The organism is Streptomyces cacaoi, from assembly GCF_006539165.1.
In the GTDB taxonomy this organism is placed as follows: Bacteria; Actinomycetota; Actinomycetes; order Streptomycetales; family Streptomycetaceae; genus Streptomyces; species Streptomyces cacaoi.
The window spans coordinates 80,653-101,067 of the sequence record NZ_BJMM01000022.1 but is presented as its reverse complement, the minus strand read 5'-3'; the positions used below and the strand labels follow the sequence as shown (position 1 = coordinate 101,067).

The 20,415-nt window shown below is 74.5% G+C and carries 14 protein-coding genes; 2 read left to right on the top strand and 12 right to left on the bottom strand.

The genetic code is table 11. From position 1 onward, the window contains the following. Positions 1–11: 11 nt before the first annotated feature. From SCA03_RS20815 to SCA03_RS20770, 10 genes are all read right to left on the bottom strand, one after another. A complete protein-coding gene (locus SCA03_RS20815; protein WP_371863964.1) occupies positions 12–854 on the bottom strand; it encodes a GNAT family N-acetyltransferase in 843 nt (280 codons plus the stop codon). Positions 855–982: 128 nt separating this feature from the next. Then, positions 983–2,140 (bottom strand): flavodoxin-dependent (E)-4-hydroxy-3-methylbut-2-enyl-diphosphate synthase, encoded by a 1,158-nt coding sequence (gene ispG, locus SCA03_RS20810; RefSeq protein WP_030887306.1) that lies wholly within the window; start codon positions 2,138–2,140, stop codon positions 983–985. A 158-nt stretch (positions 2,141–2,298) separates the two neighbouring features. Further along, the gene (locus tag SCA03_RS20805; protein ID WP_030887302.1) at positions 2,299–3,603 is read right to left on the bottom strand and encodes a M50 family metallopeptidase; all 1,305 of its coding nucleotides are present in this window, start codon (positions 3,601–3,603) and stop codon (positions 2,299–2,301) included. Further along, positions 3,600–4,877 carry a 1-deoxy-D-xylulose-5-phosphate reductoisomerase gene (gene dxr / locus SCA03_RS20800; RefSeq protein ID WP_030887299.1) on the bottom strand — a complete coding sequence of 426 codons (1,278 nt, stop codon included), beginning with the start codon at positions 4,875–4,877 and terminating at the stop codon, positions 3,600–3,602. The genes SCA03_RS20805 and dxr overlap by 4 nt, the downstream gene beginning before the upstream one ends. Positions 4,878–4,952: 75 nt before the next feature. Beyond that, positions 4,953–6,878 carry an acyl-CoA dehydrogenase family protein gene (locus SCA03_RS20795; RefSeq protein WP_086815340.1) on the bottom strand — a complete coding sequence of 642 codons (1,926 nt, stop codon included), beginning with the start codon at positions 6,876–6,878 and terminating at the stop codon, positions 4,953–4,955. 387 nt (positions 6,879–7,265) lie between these two features. Next, positions 7,266–7,514 (bottom strand): hypothetical protein, encoded by a 249-nt coding sequence (locus SCA03_RS20790; protein WP_141275563.1) that lies wholly within the window; start codon positions 7,512–7,514, stop codon positions 7,266–7,268. A gap of 200 nt (positions 7,515–7,714) precedes the next feature. Next, the gene (locus SCA03_RS20785; RefSeq protein ID WP_086815341.1) at positions 7,715–8,482 is read right to left on the bottom strand and encodes a metallophosphoesterase; all 768 of its coding nucleotides are present in this window, start codon (positions 8,480–8,482) and stop codon (positions 7,715–7,717) included. A 154-nt stretch (positions 8,483–8,636) separates the two neighbouring features. After that, positions 8,637–10,091, bottom strand: a complete 1,455-nt coding sequence (locus SCA03_RS20780; RefSeq protein WP_030887290.1) for an aldehyde dehydrogenase family protein — start codon at positions 10,089–10,091, stop codon at positions 8,637–8,639. A gap of 223 nt (positions 10,092–10,314) precedes the next feature. Continuing rightward, entirely contained in the window at positions 10,315–12,177 is a 1,863-nt protein-coding gene (locus SCA03_RS20775; protein WP_086815342.1) for a PucR family transcriptional regulator, read from the bottom strand. A gap of 114 nt (positions 12,178–12,291) precedes the next feature. Then, the gene (locus SCA03_RS20770) at positions 12,292–14,346 is read right to left on the bottom strand and encodes a type IV secretory system conjugative DNA transfer family protein (RefSeq protein WP_037852873.1); all 2,055 of its coding nucleotides are present in this window, start codon (positions 14,344–14,346) and stop codon (positions 12,292–12,294) included. 824 nt (positions 14,347–15,170) lie between these two features. Here SCA03_RS20770 and gabT point away from each other — a divergent pair. Both gabT and SCA03_RS20760 read left to right on the top strand, forming a co-directional pair. Further along, positions 15,171–16,520, top strand: a complete 1,350-nt coding sequence (gabT, locus tag SCA03_RS20765; RefSeq protein ID WP_030890537.1) for a 4-aminobutyrate--2-oxoglutarate transaminase — start codon at positions 15,171–15,173, stop codon at positions 16,518–16,520. Positions 16,521–16,964: 444 nt separating this feature from the next. Then, positions 16,965–17,948, top strand: coding sequence for a phosphatase PAP2 family protein (locus SCA03_RS20760; RefSeq protein WP_230988832.1), 984 nt, complete (start codon positions 16,965–16,967; stop codon positions 17,946–17,948). Positions 17,949–18,250: 302 nt separating this feature from the next. Here the strand turns inward: SCA03_RS20760 and SCA03_RS20755 are convergent, their stop codons facing one another. Together SCA03_RS20755 and SCA03_RS20750 are read right to left on the bottom strand one after the other, a co-directional pair. Further along, positions 18,251–18,745 (bottom strand): hypothetical protein, encoded by a 495-nt coding sequence (locus tag SCA03_RS20755; protein WP_086817426.1) that lies wholly within the window; start codon positions 18,743–18,745, stop codon positions 18,251–18,253. A gap of 128 nt (positions 18,746–18,873) precedes the next feature. Further along, positions 18,874–20,316: an NAD(P)/FAD-dependent oxidoreductase gene (locus tag SCA03_RS20750; protein ID WP_086817428.1), complete on the bottom strand. Its 1,443-nt coding sequence runs from the start codon at positions 20,314–20,316 to the stop codon at positions 18,874–18,876. Positions 20,317–20,415 lie beyond the last annotated feature (99 nt).

Genomic DNA, 20,415 nt, shown 5'->3' with positions numbered 1-20,415 from the left:
CCGGGTGCCGTTCAGAACAGCACGCTCATGAAGGCGCCCACCTCGCGGAAGCCGACCCGTCGGTACGCGGCCCGTGCCGGGGTGTTGTAGTCGTTGACGTACAGGCTCACGACGGGGGCGACATCGCGCAGCGCGTAGCGGACGACGGCGGCCATGCCCGTCTCCGACAGCCCCTCGCCGCGCCGCTCGGGGGTGACCCAGACGCCCTGGATCTGGCAGGCGTACGGGGTGGCCGCGCCGATCTCGGCCTTGAAGACGACCCGGCCGTCCTCGATCCGCGCGAACGACCGCCCGGTGGAGACGAGTTCGGCGACCCGGGCCTGGTAGACGAGGCCGCCGTCGCCCGCCATCGGCGAGACGCCGACCTCCTCGGTGAACATGGCCACGCAGGCGGGCAGCACGATGTCCATCTCGTCGCGGGTGACGGGCCGCACCAACGGGTCCGGGGCGAGGTCGTCGGGCACCCGGTCGGTGAGCATCAGCGGCTGGTTGCGGCGGACCTCACGGGCCGGGCCCCAGTACGGCTCCAGATACGACCACAGGTCGGCGGTGGGGCCGGCGGGGCCGACGACGGACGAGCAGCGCCTGCCCTGCCGGCGGGCCCGCTCGGCGAAGGCGCGGACGGCTTCGGGGCCGGCGCACAGCGGCACCAGATTGGCCCCGGCGTAGCAGAGGGACTCCAGCCTGCCGTCGCGGTACCAGCCCCACATCTGGCCGCCCAGCCGCCACGGGTCGAGCCCCGCGGCCTGCACCCGGGCGGCGACGAAGGCGTTGTTGACGGGCTCCCGGCGCAGAACGGCCAGGGCGTCCGGCAACTCGGCCGGATCGACGAGCCGGGTGGAGGTGCTGGTCAACAACGCGGCGACGCCTCACCGTGCGGGGCCCTGGGGCACGAGGGATCGATCACTCGCACTGTACCTCTGCCCATGACTGCCGTGCCGGGTGTCGCCGCCCGCGGGAGGGCGGGCGGCGGGGCAGAGCCTCAGCCGGCGGTGGTGACGACGGGTTCGCCGGAGGCGATGCCGTCCTTCTCCATCTGCTCGGCGATCTTCTGGGCCTCGTCGATGAGCGTCTCGACGATCTTGGACTCGGGGACGGTCTTGATGACCTCGCCCTTGACGAAGATCTGGCCCTTGCCGTTGCCGGAGGCGACCCCCAGGTCGGCCTCGCGGGCCTCGCCGGGGCCGTTGACGACGCAGCCCATGACCGCGACGCGCAGCGGCACCTCCATGCCTTCGAGGCCGGCGGTCACCTCGTCGGCGAGCTTGTAGACGTCCACCTGGGCGCGGCCGCAGGACGGGCAGGAGACGATCTCCAGGCGGCGCTGGCGCAGGCCGAGGGACTCCAGGATCTGGATGCCGACCTTGACCTCCTCGGCCGGCGGGGCGGACAGGGAGACCCGGATGGTGTCGCCGATGCCCTCGGAGAGCAGGGCGCCGAAGGCGACCGCGGACTTGATGGTGCCCTGGAAGGCCGGGCCGGCCTCGGTGACGCCCAGGTGCAGCGGGTAGTCGCAGCGCTGGGCCAGCAGCCGGTAGGCGTTGACCATCACGACCGGGTCGTTGTGCTTGACCGAGATCTTGATGTCGCGGAAGCCGTGCTCCTCGAACAGCGAGCACTCCCACAGCGCCGACTCCACCAGCGCCTCGGGGGTGGCCTTGCCGTACTTGGCGAGCAGGCGCTTGTCGAGCGAGCCCGCGTTGACGCCGATCCGGATCGGGGTGCCGGCCTCGGAGGCCGTCTTGGCGATCTCCCGGACCTGGTCGTCGAACTTCTTGATGTTCCCCGGGTTGACGCGGACCGCCGCACAGCCGGCCTCGATGGCCTGGAAGACGTACTTCGGCTGGAAGTGGATGTCCGCGATCACCGGGATCTGCGACTTGCGGGCGATGGTCGCCAGCGCGTCGGCGTCGTCCTGCGTGGGGCAGGCCACACGGACGATCTGGCAGCCGGAAGCGGTCAGTTCGGCGATCTGCTGCAACGTCGCGCCGATGTCCGCGGTGCGGGTCGTGGTCATGGACTGCACGGAAACGGGCGCGTCTCCGCCGACGGCCACCGGTCCGACCTGGATCTTCCGGCTGACCCGGCGGTCGGCGAGCTTGGCCGGCACGTCCGGCATTCCGAGCGAAATCGCTGTCATCAGCGTGCAACCCCAACGGTGTCGATCAAGTCCCGGGTTCGCGGGCTCCAGGGCACCGAGATTACGGCACGGCCGCACCGAGGGGCACATCACTCCCCGCTGTCCGGGCGGGAGTGGCGGCGCGGAGCGCGTCGCGGCCCCCGCCCGGCGGCGTCCGGCTAGCCGGTGAGTCTGACCGGGTTCACCACGTCCGCGACGAGGACGAGCAGCGTGAAGCACAGGAAGACACCCGCCACGACGTAGGCCACGGGCATGAGCTTGGCCACGTCGAAGGGGCCCGGGTCGGGCCGCCGGAACACCTTGGCGAGATTGCGCCGCAGCGACTCCCACAGGGCTCCCGCGATGTGGCCGCCGTCCAGCGGGAGCAGCGGCAGCATGTTGAACAGGAACAGGCTGAGGTTGAAGCCGGCGACCAGCAGGAGCATCGTCGCGACCCGCTGGCTCGGCGGGATGTCCAGGGAGAAGACGTCACCGCCGACCCGGGCGGCGCCGACCACGCCCATCGGGGAGTCCTGCTTGCGTTCGGCCCCCTCGAAGGCGGCGTTCCACAGGTCGGGGACCTTGCCCGGCAGGGCGACGAGGGCCTCGACGCCGTGCACCATCATGTCGCCCATCCGGTTCACGGCCTGCGGGAAGGACTGCTGGACGATGCCGCTGGCGGGGGTGAACCCGAGGAAGCCGGCGGTGACGTACTCGTCCTCGACGTAGCCGCCGCTGCCGTCGGTCTTGGCGACCTTGTTCTCGATGAGGTCGGCGTGCAGCGTGCGGCGCACCCCGTCGCGCTCGACGGTGAGCGTGGCCTTGCCGGTGGTGTCGCGGATGTGCTGCTGGAGGCTGCCCCAGTCGTCGACCTTGCGGCCGTCGAAGGCGATGATCTTGTCGCCCGCGCGCAGCCCCGCGGCCTTGGCCGGGGAGTCCTTGGCGTTCTGCGGGCAGGTGTCCTTCTGCGCCGAGGCCGGGATCACGCACTCGGAGACGGAGGAGACGGTGGTCGTCTGGGTGTTGACGCCGAACGTCATCAGCACCGTCAGGAAGATCACCACGGCCAGGACGAGGTTCATGAACGGCCCGGCGAACATCACGATCACGCGCTTCCACGGCTTGCGCGTGTAGAGCATGCGGTGTTCGTCGCCGGGCTGGAGCTCCTCGTAGGCGGCGGCCCGGGCGTCCTCGATCATGCCGCGGAAGGGTGACGTGCTGCGCTGCCGGACGGCGCCGTCGTCGCCGGGCGGGAACATGCCGATCATGCGGATGTAGCCGCCCAGCGGCACCGCCTTGACGCCGTACTCCGTCTCGCCCTTGCGTTTGGACCACAGGGTGGGGCCGAAACCGACCATGAACTGCGGCACGCGGACGCCGAACATCTTGGCCGTGGAGAAGTGGCCCAGCTCGTGCCAGGCGATGGAGAACAGCAGACCCAGGACGAAGACGACTATGCCGAGAATGGTCATGAACGCCGTCATGCGCGGGCCTCCGCTGTTTCCTGTGACCGTGCCGCCATCTCCCGCGCGCGCTGCCGCGCCCAGGTCTCAGCGTCGAGGACATCGCCGAGCGTCAGACCGGTTCCGCGCGGGCTGCCGTGCTCCTCGACCACTGCGGCAACCGTATCCACGATGCCGGTGAACGGCAGCCGTCCCGCCAGAAACGCCTCCACGCACTCCTCGTTGGCGGCGTTGAAGACGGCCGGTGCCGTCCCGCCGAGGCTGCCGACGTGGGCGGCCAGCGGGACGGACGGGAAGGCTTCCTCGTCCAGCGGGTAGAAGTCCCAGGACATCGCCTCGGTCCAGGAGAAGACGGGGCCCGCCTGCGGCACCCGCTCCGGCCAGCCGAGCCCCAGCGCGATCGGCAGCCGCATGTCGGGCGGCCCGCACTGGGCGAGGGTCGAGCCGTCGGTGAACTCCACCATCGAGTGCACGGCCGACTGCGGATGGACGACGACCTGGATGCGCTCGAACGGGATGTCGTACAGCAGATGGGCCTCGATGACCTCCAGGCCCTTGTTGACGAGCGTGGCCGAATTGATGGTGATGACCGGGCCCATCTCCCAGGTGGGGTGCGCCAGCGCGTCCTGCGGTGTGACGTCCGCCAGCTCCGCCCTGCTGCGGCCGCGGAACGGGCCGCCGGAGGCGGTCACCAGCAGCTTGCGCACCTCGCCGCGGGTGCCGCCGAGGAGGGCCTGGAAGAGCGCGGAGTGCTCGGAGTCGACGGGCACGATCTGGCCCGGCTCGGCGACGGCCTTCACCAGCGGGCCGCCGACGATCAGCGACTCCTTGTTGGCCAGTGCCAGCGTCCGCCCGGCCTTGAGGGCGGCGAGGGTCGGGGCGAGGCCGATGGAGCCGGTGATCCCGTTGAGCACGGTGTGGCAGGGCGAGGCGGCCAGCTCGGTGGCGGCGTCGGGGCCCGCGAGGATCTCGGGCAGCTGACCGGCCGTACCACCGGTGTCTCCGGCGTACTCGGCGCGCAGTGCCTCGCGCAGCTGCCCGACGGTCTCCTCGCGGGAGACGGCGACGGTGCGCACTCCCAGTCTGCGGGCCTGTTCGGCGAGCAGCTGGGGCCGGCCGCCCGCCGCGGACAGGGCCGTGACCCGGAAGCGGTCCGGATTCTTCAGCACGACATCCACGGCCTGGGTGCCGATCGAGCCGGTCGAGCCGAGGATCACGATGTCGCGCGGTGCACCTCCCGCCCCGGTCGGACTGCCGGGGGCACGCAGATGCGGGTCAGCGAGGGAGTCGGTCATGCCCCCATTGTGTCCGCTGCCGGTGACGGCCCCTACAGCGCACCGGCCGCGCACGGGCGTGCCCGCCGGTGTCCGCTACGGGATCCGGCGGTGGACGTTCTCCTTCGTGGCCGCGCCGGGCACCGCCTCGGCGATCCACGGGCCCGGCGACGAGGGGTCGACGATGCCCTCCTCCAGCCAGCCGTAGGCCCCGTCGAGCACCCCGCCGACCACCTTGCGGTCCAGGTCGTCGGTGTTGGACCACAGGCGGCCGAAGAGCTCCTCGGTCCGCAGCCTGGCCTGCCGGCAGAAGGCGTCGGCGAGCTGGTGCGCCGCCCGTCCCTCGGTGCCGTCGCGGCGCAGCTTCTCCGCCCGGACGCAGGCGGCGCTCATCGCGAAGAGTTCGGCGCCGATGTCGACGATCCGCCCGAGGAAGCCCTGTTTGGTCTCCATCCGGCCCTGCCAGCGGGACATGCCGTAGAAGGTGGACCGGGCGAGCTTGCGCGCGGTGCGTTCGATGTAGCGCAGATGCGGTGCGAGACGCCCGAACTCGCCGAAGGCTCCCGGCAGTTGTCCCGGCCCGGCGACGAGCCGGGGCAGCCAGCCGGCGTAGAAGCCGCCGGCGGCCACCGCGGCCCTGCGCTTGTCGGCCAGGGTCGTGCCGGGGTCGATCAGATCGCCCGCCACGGCCAGGTGTGCGTCGACGGCCTCCCGGGCGATGAGCAGGTGCATGATCTCCGTCGAGCCCTCGAAGATGCGGTTGATCCGCAGATCCCGCAGCAGCTGTTCGGCGGGGACGCCGCGTTCGCCGCGGGCGGCGAGGGACTCCGCCGTCTCGTAGCCGCGTCCGCCGCGGATCTGCACGAGTTCGTCGGCCATCCGCCAGGCCATCTCGCTGCCGTACAGCTTGGCGAGGGCCGCCTCGATACGGATGTCGTGCCGGTTCTCGTCGGCCATCTGCGAGGCGAGATCGAGCACGGCCTCCAGGGCGAAGGTGGTCGCCGCGATGAAGCTGATCTTGCTGCCGACGGCCTCGTGCCGGGCGACGGGCCGACCCCACTGGACGCGTTCGGCCCCCCACTCACGGGCGATTTTCAGACACCATTTCCCGGCCCCGGCGCAGGTGGCCGGGAGGGAGAGCCGGCCGGTGTTGAGGGTGGTCAGCGCGATCTTGAGTCCTGCGCCCTCCTCGCCGATCCGGTGCGCGGCCGGGACGCGGACCCGGTGGAAGCGGGTGACGCCGTTCTCCAGTCCGCGCAGCCCCATGAACGCGTTGCGGTTCTCCACGGTGATGCCGGGCGAGCCGGCCTCGACGACGAAGGCGCTGATGCCGCCGCGGTGCCCGGCGGCGCGGCGCGGGTCGTCGGGGGCCGGCTCGGGCACACGTGCCATGACGACGAGCAGATCGGCGACGACGCCGTTGGTCGTCCACAGCTTCACCCCGTCCAGGACGTACTCGTCGCCCTCGGGCACGGCGCTGGTGGCCAGGCGGGCCGGGTCGGAGCCCACGTCGGGCTCGGTGAGCAGGAAGGCCGAGAGGTCGGTGCGGGCGCAGCGCGGCAGGAAGGTGTCCCGCTGCTCCGGGGAGCCGAACAGCGCGACCGGCTGCGGCACCCCGATCGACTGGTGCGCGGACAGCAGGGCGGCCACGGCGGGGCTGGCGGAGCTGACCAGGGCCAGGGCCTTGTTGTAGTACAGCTGGCCGAGGCCGAGGCCGCCGTACTCGGTGGAGATCTTCATGCCGAGCGCGCCGAGCTGTTTGAGCCCGGTGACGACCTCGTCGGGGACGCGGGCCTCGCGTTCGATACGGGCGCCGTCGATGTGCGCCTCGGTGAACTCCCGCAGCCGGGCGAGGAATTCCTCGCCGCGCTCGGCGTCCTCGGGGGCCGGCCCGGGGTGCGGGTGGATGAGGTCGAGACGGAAGCGGCCCAGGAACAGCTCCTTGGCGAAGCTCGGCTTGCGCCAGTCCTTCTCACGCGCGGCCTCGGCCACGGCTCGTGCTTCGCGCTCGGTGACGGTCATCTCGCTCACCTCGGTTCGGTGCGAGTCGGCGGGACCGGTGGCTACCGGCGGGTGCTCTGCGGTCGTCTGTACCCGATTCGCCCGGTGCGTACCAGGCGCCGGGCACACCGGGCGTGCTCCCCGGGCGCGCGCCGGGCGGGGCGCGTCCCCGCCGCGCGGCGTACCCCGCTGGTAGGAGGACGCGGTGCGGCCACCGCCGCCGGACGGGATGGATTCTCGGCCCGGACGGTGACGATCCGGTGGCGCCGCACGCGTAGCGTTTTTCCCGGCGAGAGCGTCACGCCCGGGAGGCCACGGGGGCCGGGCGCCGGACGGGGGAGGTGTCGCCGGGGCCGGGCTCCCGGGCGTGACGCTCTGCGCTGCGGCACGGCCGGCGCCCGGCCCGGGTCACCGGTGGTCCGGTGCGTCCGGCCCCGCGGCGAGCGTGGTCACCAGGAAGACCACCAGCAGCGCCAGCGCCACCGCGGCCACCACGAGCGTGACGTTCCGGACGAGCCGCTCCCGCCGTCCCTGCCGCGGACGGTCCCGCCGCCCCCGGTACGGCCGGTGCTCCTCGCGTCGCCACCCCGGCTGCTGCTTCCGGCGTCGCCGCTCCGGCCGAGGCCGCTGCCGTGACTGCCGTGATCGCCTCTGCATCTGCCCCCTCCCGGCACCGAGGGCCCCGGGACCGTGCCGGCCGGGCGGCCGACGGTCCGCCGGCACCCGTCGTACGGGCTTCCGTCACCCGCTCGTGTGCCCTGCCCCCGCGGGGTTGACGCCTGCCGGCGGGCGACGGTTGCGCCGCGGGGCGCCGTTCCGGGGGCCCCGGCGGCGGGCGGGACGCGAGGGCATCCGGCTCACGGCACCACGCGGAAGTGGGTCGTCAACCGGCCCTCGTCGTCGAGGACGTGGAAGGCCAGCTGCGGCGGCAACGCATGGTCCAGGGGCCCGTCGTCCTCGCCCTCCCAGGGCATCCGCAGGGTGGAGACGACACCGGGGGCGGCGACGAGCGGCCGGCCGGCGAACGTGGTCACCGCCGGGGTGTGGGCGTGGCCGCACAGCAGCGCGGCCACGTGCGGGTGCCGGGCCACGACCGCGGCGAGCCGGTCCTCGCCGAACTGCCGGATGGGGTCGACGTACTGGCCGTGCAGCGGCAACGGCGGGTGGTGGAAGCACACGAAGGCGGGCCTGTCGTGCGGCGCGGCGGCCAGTGCCGCGTCCAGCCAGGTGAGCGTGGCGTCGTCCAGCCGGCCCCACCCTTCGCCGGGCACGCTGGAATCGCACATCAGAAAGGTCCCGCCGAGGAGTTGGTGCACCTCGTTGACGGGCGAGGCGTCTAAGGCGTCCCCGCCCAGCAGGACGGACCGGTAGGCGCCGCGCACATCGTGGTTGCCCGGGCAGATCAGCGGCCGCAGCCCGTACCGGCCGAACAGCTCGGCGGCGAGGGAGTATTCGGCCTGAGCACCGTGGTCGGCGATGTCACCGGTCAGCAGGACCGCGTCGAGCCGGCCCGGCAGCCCGGCGAGATGGGCCAGCACCCGCTCGGTGCGCTCCCGCGCGCGGGCGCCGTCGTCTCCCCGGTCCTGGCCGAGGTGTATGTCGCTGAGCTGCGCGAAGGCCAACATGCCCGCTCCGTCCTCCCGTTCGTGGCGTACGCCCGGGAGACCCGAAGATACGCCGGGCCGCGTCCGCCCCGACGACCGGTGCCGGACGCCCCGCGCGGGACGCCCGGCGCCGGTGCGGACGGAAGGGTTCGGCCGCGCCGGGGCGCGGCCGGGGTCACAGGTCGATGCCCGTCAGGACCATGACCCGCTCGTAGGTGTAGTCCTCCATGGCGAACCGGACGCCCTCGCGGCCCACACCGGACGCCTTGACGCCGCCGTAGGGCATCTGGTCGGCGCGGTAGGAGGGGACGTCGCCGACGACCACGCCGCCGACCTCCAGCGCCCGGTGGGCACGGAAGGCGGCCTGGATGTCGTGGGTGAACAGGCCTGCCTGGAGGCCGAACTTGGAGTCGTTGACGGCGGCGAACGCCTCCTCCTCGCCGTTCACCTTGACGAAGGACATCACCGGGCCGAACACCTCTTCGCAGCCCAGCTGGGTGTCCTGGGGCACGTCCTGGAGGACGGTCGGCTGGAAGGCGGCGCCCTCCCGCTTGCCGCCGGTGAGCAGCGTCGCGCCGCGCGAGACGGCCTCCGACACCCAGGACTCGACGCGGCGCGCCGCGTCCTCGCTGACCAGCGGGCCCACATCGGTGGTGTCGTCCGCGGGGTCGCCGCAGTTCAGCGCCTCGACGGCAGCGACGACCTTGGGCACCAGCCGGTCGTGCACGGAGGCGTCGGCGATCACCCGCTGCACCGAGATGCAGGACTGGCCCGCCTGGTAGTTGGAGAAGGTGGCGATGCGCTGCGCCGCGTGGTCCAGGTCCGCCTCCGAGGACCAGTCGCCCAGCACGACGGCCGCGCCGTTCCCGCCCAGCTCCAGCGTGACGCGCTTGCGCGGCACCGAGTCGCGGATGGCCCAGCCGACGGTGTCCGAGCCGGTGAAGGAGATGATCGGCAGCCGCTCGTCCTGGACCAGCGCCGGCATCCGGTCGTTCGGCACCGTCAGCACCGACCAGGAGCCGGCGGGCAGCTCCGTCTCGGCGAGCAGCTCGCCCAGCAGCAGCCCGGACAGCGGCGTGGCCGGCGCCGGCTTGAGGATGATGGGCGTACCGACCGCGATGGCCGGGGCGACCTTGTGCGCACACAGGTTGAGCGGGAAGTTGAACGGCGCGATCCCCAGCACCGGGCCGTAGGGGAAGCGCCGGGTGTAGGCCAGGCGGCCCGTGCCGCCGGCGTCCGAGTCGAGGCGCTGCGCCTCGCCGCCGTTGAACCTGCGGGCCTCCTCGGCGGCCCAGCGGAAGACGGAGACGCAGCGGCCGACCTCGCCGCGGGCCCACTTCATGGGCTTGCCGTTCTCGGCCGAGATCAGCTGCGCGATCTCCTCGGTGCGCTCCACCAGGCGGGCCGTCACATGGTCCAGGGCCGCCGCGCGCACATGCGCCGGGGTCGCGGCGAACGACTCGGCGACACCGGCGGCCGCGGCGACGGCCTCCTCGACCTGGTCGTCCGTGGGCACGCTGACCGTGCCGACGTGCCTGCCGTCCCAGGGCGAGGTGACATCGAGCGTGGAGTCGCCCGTGGCCCTGCGACCGGCGAGCCAGAATGCGTGCGGAGAAGTCGCTGTCGTCACTGCGATCGCCCTTCCGTAAGCGGGATCCGGGGCGTACGGGAAGTACGCGGCACACGCGGAACTGCACGGCTGCGTGTGTGCGTCCACGGTAGGGGCTGGGACGCCGCACGCTTCTTGTCCTTCACGTAGCACTCGGACCCGGACGTACTACGCGATGGAGACCTCGCAGGCGGTCCGCCGGTGGCAGCGGCCCGGCCCCGGCGTCCCGCGCGGCCCGGGACGCTCAGCCGGTGGCCTTGAGGGCCAGCCACAGCTCCATGCGGACATCCGGGTCGTCCAGCGAACGCCCCAGGATCTCCTCGACGCGGCGCATCCGGTAGCGCAGCGTGTGCCGGTGCACACCGAGGTCGGCCGCCGCCGCGTCCCACTGGCCGTGCCGGGAGAGCCAGGCACGCAGCGAGGCGACCAGATCGCCGCGCCCGTTGGCGTCGTGCTCCCGCAGGGAACGCAGCAGCCCGTCCGCGAACGCCCGCACGGCGTCGTCGGCCAGCAGGGGCAGCACCGAACCGGCGGCCACGTCCTCGTGTTCGATCAGCGGCACACCGCGCCGCCGCGCGACCGACAGCGCCTGATCGGCCTGTTTGAAGGCGTTGGCGACGGCGGGCAGTCCCGCGGGCGCCGAGACACCGATCGCCAGCCCCTCGTCGCCGCCGCCCGGCCGCCGGGCCGGCTGCGCGGCCTCGGCCGTCGCGGCGAACCGGGCGCACGCCGCCACCGCGGCGCCGCCGTCCGTCGCCAGCACCGCGAGCCGCGCCCCGTCCGGCACGACGAGCACCGCCTCACCGTTGCGTGCCGCCGCCGTCTCGACGGCGTCCGCCAGCTCCTCCAGCGGCTGGACGAGGCGCGCGAAGCTCTCGCCCTGCGCATCGGCGCCGCCGCCCGCGCCCAGCACCACGCCCTGCGCGGGGGCGGCCGGGGAGTCCGCGGCGCCCGCACCGGCGCGCCCGGCCCGGCCGCCCGCCGGCACGGCCCCCGGCTCCCCGGTCTGCCGCGCCCTCGCCTGCGTGCCCTTCGCCGTCCGGCGCGGGCCCGACGGTGCCGGCGGTGCCGTCGCAGGCCCGGTCGCGCCGGGCAGGACCTCCGCGCCGCGGGCCGTCGCGGTCACCCCGGAGCGGGCCAGCCGCACCGCGGTGGCGGACGCCGGCTCCGCGACGACGACCCGCATCGGGGCGTCCAGCAGCCCGCCGTACAGCTGGCCCGCGACGGCCCGCGCGTGATCGCCCTCGCCGACGAGCAGCATCTTCAACACCGCGGCGCCCAGTCGCTGTTCGGCCTCCTGGAGCGCGCGGGACCGCTCCGTGGTCAGCGTCAGCAGGGCGACGGCCGAGTGCACCGCGTACCGCTCGGCCGTGCCCAGCGGCGCCGCCGTCCCCACCGCCAGCACCGCCTTGGCCCGCCGGCCGCCGCCGACGGTCTGCAACTCGACCCGGTCGTCGCCGCCGTCCGACTCGCTCACCACGGCGCTGGCCGGGGCCGGCCGGTCACGCAGCCGCTCGGCCTCGGCGACGAACCGGTTCGCCCGGCGCACCGCCCACGCCGGAGCCGTCGCGACGACGGCGCCGGAGGCGTCGTAGAGCGCGGCCCAGCCGTCGATCTGCGAGGCCAGCCGGGCCAGCAGCGCCGACGGCCCCTCGCGGGAGAGCGCGGCCCGGGTCATCTCGCGCTGCGCGTCGAACCCGGCCGTCACCGCCCGGTACTGCTCGGCGGCGATCGCCGCCGACACCGCCTTCGTGATCGCGACGAACGGGGTGCGGCGCGGCACCTCCAGCAGCGGCAGCCCTGCCCGCGCACAGGCGTCGACCAGCGCGCCGGGCACCCCCTCGTAGTTGACGCCCGCGGCGAAGCCCAGACCGACCACGTCCTTGCCGACGAGCTTGTCGACATAGGCACGCATCGCCTCGGGGTCCTCGGCGTCCAGCTTCAGGCCGGTGAACAGGATCAGCTCGCCGCCGTCCATGTAGGGGGTCGGATCGGCCAGCTCACTGGCGTGCGCCCACCGCACCTGCGCGTCCAGGCCGTCGTGCCCCGTGAGCACGGAGAGCCGGAGCGCGGAGTGCTGGACGAGAGCGGCAAGGGTCGGTGGCATAACGCCTTCACGGTACAGCCGCCGGCGCACGCCCCGCCCCGGACCGGCTGCCGCCCGGAACCGCCCGGCCCACCGGCACGGCACGGCCGAAGGCCCGGAGCACGGCCCGGCCGGTCACTCCCCCAGCCTGGTGAGGATGGGCGGGGTCCGCTCGCCCCGCACGGTGGTCACCGAGAGCACCGCGTGCCCCGGCTGCAACTCGTTCGCCAGGTCGGAGGCCGACCAGCGCTCCCGCTGCTCGCTGCGGACGGTGACCGACTCGGCCGTGACGTACTTCCCGGTGGCCAGCCGCCGCACCGCGTGCAGGACCCGGGTGACCGGCTCGTCCGACACCAGCTGCCGGTTGGTGACGGTCCGGGTCTGCACCCACTCCGTCCCCCACACCTCGGCGAACCGCTCGGCGTCCCACGGCGTCACACCGGCGCACACCATCCGGCAGCCGACGGCGCCCAGCAGCGGTGCGCGCAGCGGCTGCGGCACATCGTCCAGCGCCCGCAGGGTCAGCACGACCCCGGCGTGCACGGAACGCAGCCGCTGAAGGGCGCGCAGCGCCTGCGGGGTGACCGTCTGCGCGGCGTCGTCCAGCACGAGGCAGGCGAACAGCGACTGGTCCCGGCGGGCGACGACGCACTCCGTGAACTGGGCGAGGATCAGCCGCGCCAGGATCCGGGACGCCTCGGCGTGGCCGCGCTCGGGCAGGTCGATCCGCACCCGCAGCGGATGTTCCAGCGCGCGGGCCGAGAAGGGCCGCCGGCCGTCGCCGCGGCCGGTGCCCTCCGGCTGGAAGAAGTCGGCGAAGGCCGGCCGGTCCAGCAGCGCGATCCGCTCGGCGAGCAGCGCCACCACGTCGCCCGCACGCCCCGACTGCCGCTCGAAGGCGTCCAGTTCGCGCAGCAGCGCGTCCCGGCCCTCCGCGTGCAGCCGCGCGCGGAGCGCGTCCAGCGAGCCGGGCCCGGCGTCCAGCAGCTCACGCAGCTCCGGCACCGTGGGGAAGCGGCCGTGCACCGCGACGAAGGGGCCGAGCAGCTGCGCGAGGCAGGTCGCCGCGCGACGGCTGTCGCCGCCCGGCAGCGCGGTACCGAGGTCGCCGACGAGTGCTTCGGCGAGCATGCCGGCCGCCTCGTCCGGATCGGTGGTGCCGCCGTACAGATCGAGATCGTGCGTCGACTCGGGCCGCCCCGGCCGGATGACGACGTCGAAGGACTCGTCCGGCACGAACCGCTCCCCCGCCGGGCTCACCGCGATCACCGCCGCCTGCCCCGCCAGCGCCTGGAGGCACAGCGACTCGGCGACGGGCCGGGCCAGCCGGCTCGTCTTGCCGGTGCCGGGCGGGCCGACCGCCAGCGCCGACGTGCCCAGCAGCGAGGGATCGAGCGCGATGCCCACGCCCCGGTACCCGTACGGGTTGCGCTCCGCGTCGGCGGCCGTGCCGATCCGCACCTGCCGCACCGACAGATCGTGCCGCGCCGCCCGGACGGACAGGTTCCGCTCCCCGGAGGGGTGTCCGCAGGCCGCGGCGCCGTGCGTGCGGACGCTGTCCACGAACGCCGCGAGCCGCTCCGGCCGGGTGCGCACCGACTGCCAGGCACGCGCGATACGCGCCTGGTCGACATCGGTCATCCGGCCGGAGCGCAGCTCCTCCGCGAGCCGGTCGGCGGCCTCCGCGGCGCCGGCGGCACGCAGCTGAGGCCACTCGGCCGGGTCGAGGTGCGGGGGCGGCACCGGCGCCGGCACCGCCTCGGGCGTGTCCTGCGTCGTCCCACCGGGCCGGGCCCGGCCGCCGCGCAGCCGGGCCACCGTGCGGCGGGCCAGCTCGGGCCAGTGGCCGATGCGGCCGAAGACGACCAGGATCGCCCCGGCGACGGCGGTGTAGTAGACGTACGAGATCACCGAACGTGCCGCGGTGCCGACCGCGTCGGGCGTCATCGCGAACAGCGGCCAGAGCCAGAAGCTGCCCAGGTATCTGTTCCACAGCAGCGACCACAGCAGCCACGCGATGAGGAACGAGACGATCGCCCCGCTCACCAACTGGCGTGCCGGGATGCGTTCCGGGTCCTCCGGTGGGCGGGGCGCGTAGCCGCAGCGCCACACGCCGGGGTCCGCCTCGGGCCGGGGTATGCGCAGCCAGTCGACGAGCGGCGGCCCGGCGGCGGGTGCGCCCTGCGGCATGGGCGGCGGGACGGACTCGAACCCGTGGCCACCGCCCGTGCCGGGGGTCTGCGGGCCGGGCTGCGCACCGCTCCCGGCCGCTGCCTGCTGCCCCGGCGGCCGGGGGCCGGACGCGTGCGCCGTGTCCGCCGGACGTGGCACCTCCGCCGGGTACGCCCCGTCCGTCGCGTACGGGTCCGTCGCGTACGGCGCGTCCGCCGGATACGGCCCGCCCGTCGGGTGTGGATACGGGCCCGGCGGTGGCGCGGCCGGAGGGTGTGCGGGCGCGGCGGGCGTCCCGGGGGCGTCCGGGGTGTCGCCGTGCGCCAGGGGGGCGGCCCGGTCCGGGAGTTCCGCTCCGGGCGCCGGGGGAGCCGCTCTCCCGGGCCCCGGCGTACCGGGGTCGGCAGGGGCTCCCGGCAGGGAGCCCGGGGTGCCGTGCACGGGGTCGTGTGCGCCGCCCGTGTCCCGCTTCCGGTGGGGAAGCCCCATGTCCATGTGCGCCTCTGCTCCCTGGTCCCCGACGCACCGGTCCGCGCCGGCCGGTGTCCTCCGCCTCCAATCTAGCTGCCGGTCACCCCAGTTGGCCCGGGGACGGGGTCCGGCACCGCCCGGCGCACCGGCAGCACCGCACGCCCCGGCAGCCCCGCACACCACCCGGCGGAGCACCACCCCACGCCCCGGCACGGCGCCCCGGCGGAGCGGCGCTCCTCCCGCCTATGTCCGCCGCGGCCAACACGTCTGCGGTACTTCTCCCAAGCGGTGCATGTGTCCCCCGTCGGCCTGCCCCTAGCCTGCGGAGTGCCAGACCCCCCGTTCCTCCCGAGGAGTGCGCTATGACCGCAATGACGGAACTGTCCGGAGGCCCCGCCCTCCCCCAGGAGCGGCGCGTCGTCACCGCCGTCCCCGGGCCCAAGTCGCAGGAGCTGATGGCCCGTAAGCAGGCCACGGTCGCCGCGGGCATCGGGACCGTCATGCCCGTCTTCGCCCGGCGCGCGGGCGGCGGGGTGCTGGAGGACGTCGACGGCAACTCCTTCATCGACTTCGGGTCCGGCATCGCCGTGACGTCGGTCGGCAACAGCGCCGAGGCCGTGGTCCGGCGGGCCACCGAGCAGCTCAACGACTACACGCACACCTGTGTGATGGTCACGCCCTACGAGCCGTACGTCGAGGTGTGCGAGGAGCTGGCCGCGCTCACCCCCGGCGACCACGCCAAGAAGAGCGCCCTGTTCAACTCCGGCGCCGAGGCCGTGGAGAACGCCGTCAAGATCGCGCGGGCGTACACCAAGCGTCAGGCCGTCGTCGTCTTCGATCACGGCTACCACGGCCGTACCAATCTGACGATGGCGCTCACCTCGAAGAACATGCCCTACAAGCACAGCTTCGGCCCGTTCGCGCCCGAGGTGTACCGGGTTCCTGTGGCCTACCCGTACCGCTGGCTGACCGGCCCGGACAACTGTGCGGAGGAGGCCGCGGCCGAGGCCATCGACCGGATCACCAAGCAGATCGGTGCGGAGAACGTGGCCGCCATCGTGATCGAACCGGTCCTGGGCGAGGGCGGGTTCATCGTGCCGGCCCGCGGATTCCTGCCGCGTATCGCCGACTTCGCCCGGGAGCACGGCATCGTCTTCGTCGCCGACGAGATCCAGTCCGGCTTCTGCCGCACCGGCCAGTGGTTCGCCTGCGAGGACGAGGGCATCGTCCCGGACCTGATCACCACGGCCAAGGGCATCGCCGGCGGCCTGCCCCTCGCCGCCGTCACCGGCCGCGCCGACATCATGGACGCCGCGCACAGCGGCGGGCTCGGCGGCACCTACGGCGGCAACCCGGTGGCCTGCGCCGCGGCGCTCGGGGCGATCGAGACCATGCGTGAGCAGGACCTGCCCGCGAAGGCCCGCCGTATCGAGGAGATCATGAAGCCGCGGCTGGAGAAGATCGCCGCCGGTTCGGAGATCGTCGGGGATGTGCGCGGCCGGGGCGCGATGCTGGCGATCGAACTGGTCAAGCCGGGCGGCAAGGAGCCGAACCCGGAGGCGACCGCGGCGCTGGCGAAGGCGTGCCACCAGCAGGGCCTGCTCGTGCTGACGACCGGCACCTACGGCAACGTCGTCCGCTTCCTTCCGCCGCTGGTCATCGGCGAGGAGCTGCTCAACGAGGGCCTGGACGTCCTGGAGGACGCCATCTCGGGTCTGTGAGACCCGTCCGTACCGCGGGTCCTGTGGGACCGCCCTTCCGCTTCCCGGTCCCACGGGGACGGGCGCGGGCCGTCCGCCACCTGTCCTGGTGACGGCCCCGCTCCCCCGCACGGCCGCGCCGCGGCTCCCTTCCACGGAGGAGCCGCGGCGTCGCCGTGTCAGGAGCCGGACGGGGGCCGGATCGGGGACGAGTCGGAAACGGACCGGGAGCCGGATCGGAAACGGGGCTTCCGTGGTGGCCCGGCGGTGCCCGGTGAAGAAGCTGTGCGAGGGCCATGTCAGCAGCGTGATCCGGCTGTCGGCGCGGGGGCGGCGTGACGTACGGTTCTTCCGTCCGCCGGGAGCCGCGGAGCAGCGCCCTCGGCGACTCCCGTCCGTGCTTGTCTCTCCCCGGGACAGGCCGGGCTGTGCCAGCGCAACGCACCTGACCGATCGGACACCCGCTTGTCCCACACCCCCCGGGGCCCGCGGAGAGCCGGTCGCTCCGTCCGCCCCGGAACATCCCGCCTCGTTCCGGGGCGGTCGGCCGTTGGTACGGCCGGTGCCGCCCCGCCGCTCTCCCCGCGTGCCCGCGCCCTGCTGTGGTCGCTGTGCTGTGCGCTGCTCGCCGTCCTCACCTGGCAGGTGCTCGCCGACGGGCCGCTGCGCTCGGCGGACGAGCGGCTCGGGGACGCGCTGCGCGCCGCCGCCCCGCCGCGTGCCGACGCCGAACTCCTGGCCGACCTCGGCAATCCGCCGGTCGCGGTGCCGGTCCTGTGCGCGGCGGCGGTGTACGCGCTCGTGCGGTCCCGGGGCGGTTCATGGCGGTCCGTCGTGTGTGCCGCCGTCGCCCTGGCCGCGGTGGCGCCCGTCGTCTCCGTACTGAAGAGCTGGACGCACCGGCCCGGCCCGCTGGGCGGCACCGGGTACTTCCCCTCCGGGCACGCCGCCACCACGGCCGTCGCGTTCGGCGCCGCGTTCCTCCTGCTGCGGCCGCTGCTGCCGGGACGGCACGGTACGGACACGGGCGCGGGGAGACCGCTCGGTGCTCCGCGTCTTCTGCGTGTTCTGCGTCCCTCGCTGCTCTGGCTGGTCGTGCTGCTCGTGGTGGGCAACGGGCTCGGACTGGTGTGGCGCGGCTACCACTGGCCGGCCGACGTCCTGGCCGCCTGGTGTCTGGCCGTACCGCTGCTGTCGGCGGCCGCGCTCACCGCCCGCCGCTGGACCGCGCGGCACCGCACCGGGCCCCCGCACGGCCCCTCCGGGCCACCGGCCGACTCCGGCTCCGGCTCCGCATCACGGCCTCTGCCCGAGCACGGCTCCGCGCCCGACCCCGACCCCAGCTCCGGCTCCGACTTCGGGCGCGGTCCCGAGCCCGGCTCCGGGCCTGAGTCCGGCCCCGATCCCAGCCCCGGCCCCGGCCCCGGCCCCGGCCCCGGCGCACGCTGACACCGCCGCCAGGACCGGCGAGCCCGACAAGGCCGGAAGGCCGGGAGGCCAGGAGGCCGGGAGGCCAGGAGGCCGGGAGGCCAGGAGGCCAGGAGGCCAGGAGGCCGGGCCGACCCGACCGACCCGACCCACCCGGCGAGCCCGGCGAACGTCAGGCCCCGACCCCGGCGGCGCCGGACAGCACCGCCGGGCCGGGTCCGGCCCAGAGCCGGGGCCAGGCCCGGCGCCCGGACGAGGCAGAGGCCGGGACCTGGCAGGGCCAGAACCAGGCCGGGGCCGGGGCCGGGCCGCCGGGCGGGGCGTCACTGGTACGGGGTCTCCGTCCGGCCGGAGTCCCCGTTCTCCGTCCGGCCGGCGATCCGCCCGGCCGCGTCGTGCAGGGCGAGTTCCACGAGCGCGGGGTCGTTGAGGGTGCCCCTGCCGTCCGGCGGAACGATCCAGCGGGTGCCCCCGGTGACCCGTCCCGGGTAGGGAACGACGATCCAGGTGCCGTGCCCGGCGCAGCGGATCCCGGTGCCGAGCCAGCGGGCCGCCGTGCCCGGCGGAACGAAAAATCCCAGGCGGGCGTCGCCGAAGTCGGCGAGCACGGGTCCGGGTCGGTCGAGGCAGCGGGTGAGCACGTCGAAGGCGGCGTGGCCGAGGCCGCCGCCGACGATGAGCACGTCCCACAGCCGCCCCGCCGGCAGCAGTGCGACCCCCAGCGGGTTGCTCTCCCACTCCCGCAGGCAGGCCCCCGGATCCGGGGCCGCCGCCGCGAGCCACTCCACAGCGCTGTCGTCCCCCGCGGTGCCCTTCATCGGACCGCCCCCTCGTCGTGCGTGCGTGCATGCGTAGGTCATCACGAGGGAGAGCGGCCGGTGCCGGGGTTCTTACACGGGTCGGGGCGGATTGCCGGCGGAATTTTTCTCCGGTGGGTCGCGGGCCGTCAGCTGTCGAAGCCCATGCCGGCCGCGTCCAGGGCCCGCAGCCACAGATTGCGCCGCCCGCCGTGTGCGTCGGCGCGGGCGAGGGACCACTGGGTGAGGCCGATGCCGGCCCAGCGGAGCGGCTCGGGCGGGAACGGCAGGGGCTTGCTGCGCACCATCCGCAGGGCGGTGCGGTCGGTCCGCTCCCCGTCGAGCAGATCGAGCATGACCGCGGCCCCGAACCGGGTGGCTCCCACGCCCAGTCCGGTGTAGCCGGCGGCGTAGGCGGCCTTGCCGTCCAGCGCGGTGCCGAAGAACGGGGAGAAGCGCGAGCAGGTGTCGATGACGCCGCCCCAGCGGTGGGTGAAGCGGACCCCGTCGAGCTGCGGGAAGCAGCGGAAGAAGTGCCGGGCGAGCCGGGCGAAGGTCTCGGGGCGCTGGTGGTGGTCGCGGGAGACGCGGCTGCCGTAGTGGTAGAGCACGTCGTAACCGCCCCACAGGATGCGGTTGTCGGCGGTGAGCCGGAAGTAGTGGAAGTGGTTGGCGCCGTCGCTGAGGCCCTGGCGGCGCCGCCAGCCGATCGCGGCCAGCTGGTCGGGGGTGAGCGGTTCGGTCATCAGCGCGTAGTCGTACACGGGGACGATGTAGGGGCGGACGCGGCGCAGCAGCGGGGGGAAGGCGTTGGTGCCGAGCGCGAGGTGCCGGGCGCGGATCCGGCCGTAGGGCGTCGCCGCGGCCACCCGCGCGCCCCGGGCGCCCAGGCGGGTCGCGGGGGTGTGCTCGTAGACGCGTACGCCGGCCTGTTCGCAGGCGCGCAGCAGTCCCCAGGCGAGCCGGGCGGGGTTGACCAGGGCGACCCCGGTGCGGTCCCACAGTCCGGCCAGGAAGGTCGGGGAGTCGGCCTCGGCGCGGACCGCGTCGCGCTCCAGCCAGGTCAGTCCCTCGCCCAGGCCGAGGGCGCGGGCCCGGGCGAACTCCTCGTGCAGTTCCTCGGCCTGGTGCGGCGCGGTGGCGACGGTGATCTCCCCGGTGCGGGCGAAGTCGCAGTCGATGCCGTACCGGGCGAGGGTGTCCTCGATGGCGTCGAGGTTGCGCTGTCCCTGGTCCTGGAGCGCGGCCAGTTCGTCGGGCCAGCGGGCCAGCCCGTTGCCGAAGCCGTGGGTGAGGGACGCGGCGCAGAAGCCGCCGTTGCGTCCGGAGGCGGCCCAGCCGATCCGGTCGCCCTCGACGAGGACGACGTCGCGGCGCGGGTCGCGTTCCTTGGCGAGCAGCGCCGTCCACAGGCCGCTGTATCCGCCGCCGACGACGAGCAGATCGCAGTGTTCGTCCCCGACGAGCGCGGGCCGGGGCGCGGGCCGTCCGGGATCGTCCAGCCAGTAGGGCTGTGGTGCGGCGTCGGCGAGTGCGCGCAACGCGCGCCGGGCGCGCTCCTGTTCGGCGGCCGGTTCGGCGGCTCGGCTCACGGTCTTGGCTCCTCGTGCTCGGTGCTGCCTGCGGTCGCGTCGACGGCAGGCCGGTCGTGGTGGGTGCCGGTCCGGTGTGCCGGGGCCCGGGCCCGCCGT

Coding starts and splice junctions, on each gene's coding strand:
- gabT (WP_030890537.1), top strand. CDS start 15,171: ATGACGGAACTGTCCGGAGGCCCCGCCCTCCCCCAGGAGCGGCGCGTC.
- SCA03_RS20795 (WP_086815340.1), bottom strand. CDS start 6,878: ATGACCGTCACCGAGCGCGAAGCACGAGCCGTGGCCGAGGCCGCGCGT.
- SCA03_RS20805 (WP_030887302.1), bottom strand. CDS start 3,603: ATGACGGCGTTCATGACCATTCTCGGCATAGTCGTCTTCGTCCTGGGT.
- SCA03_RS20770 (WP_037852873.1), bottom strand. CDS start 14,346: ATGCCGCAGGGCGCACCCGCCGCCGGGCCGCCGCTCGTCGACTGGCTG.
- SCA03_RS20790 (WP_141275563.1), bottom strand. CDS start 7,514: ATGCAGAGGCGATCACGGCAGTCACGGCAGCGGCCTCGGCCGGAGCGG.
- dxr (WP_030887299.1), bottom strand. CDS start 4,877: ATGACCGACTCCCTCGCTGACCCGCATCTGCGTGCCCCCGGCAGTCCG.
- SCA03_RS20775 (WP_086815342.1), bottom strand. CDS start 12,177: ATGCCACCGACCCTTGCCGCTCTCGTCCAGCACTCCGCGCTCCGGCTC.
- SCA03_RS20785 (WP_086815341.1), bottom strand. CDS start 8,482: ATGTTGGCCTTCGCGCAGCTCAGCGACATACACCTCGGCCAGGACCGG.
- SCA03_RS20755 (WP_086817426.1), bottom strand. CDS start 18,745: ATGAAGGGCACCGCGGGGGACGACAGCGCTGTGGAGTGGCTCGCGGCG.
- ispG (WP_030887306.1), bottom strand. CDS start 2,140: ATGACAGCGATTTCGCTCGGAATGCCGGACGTGCCGGCCAAGCTCGCC.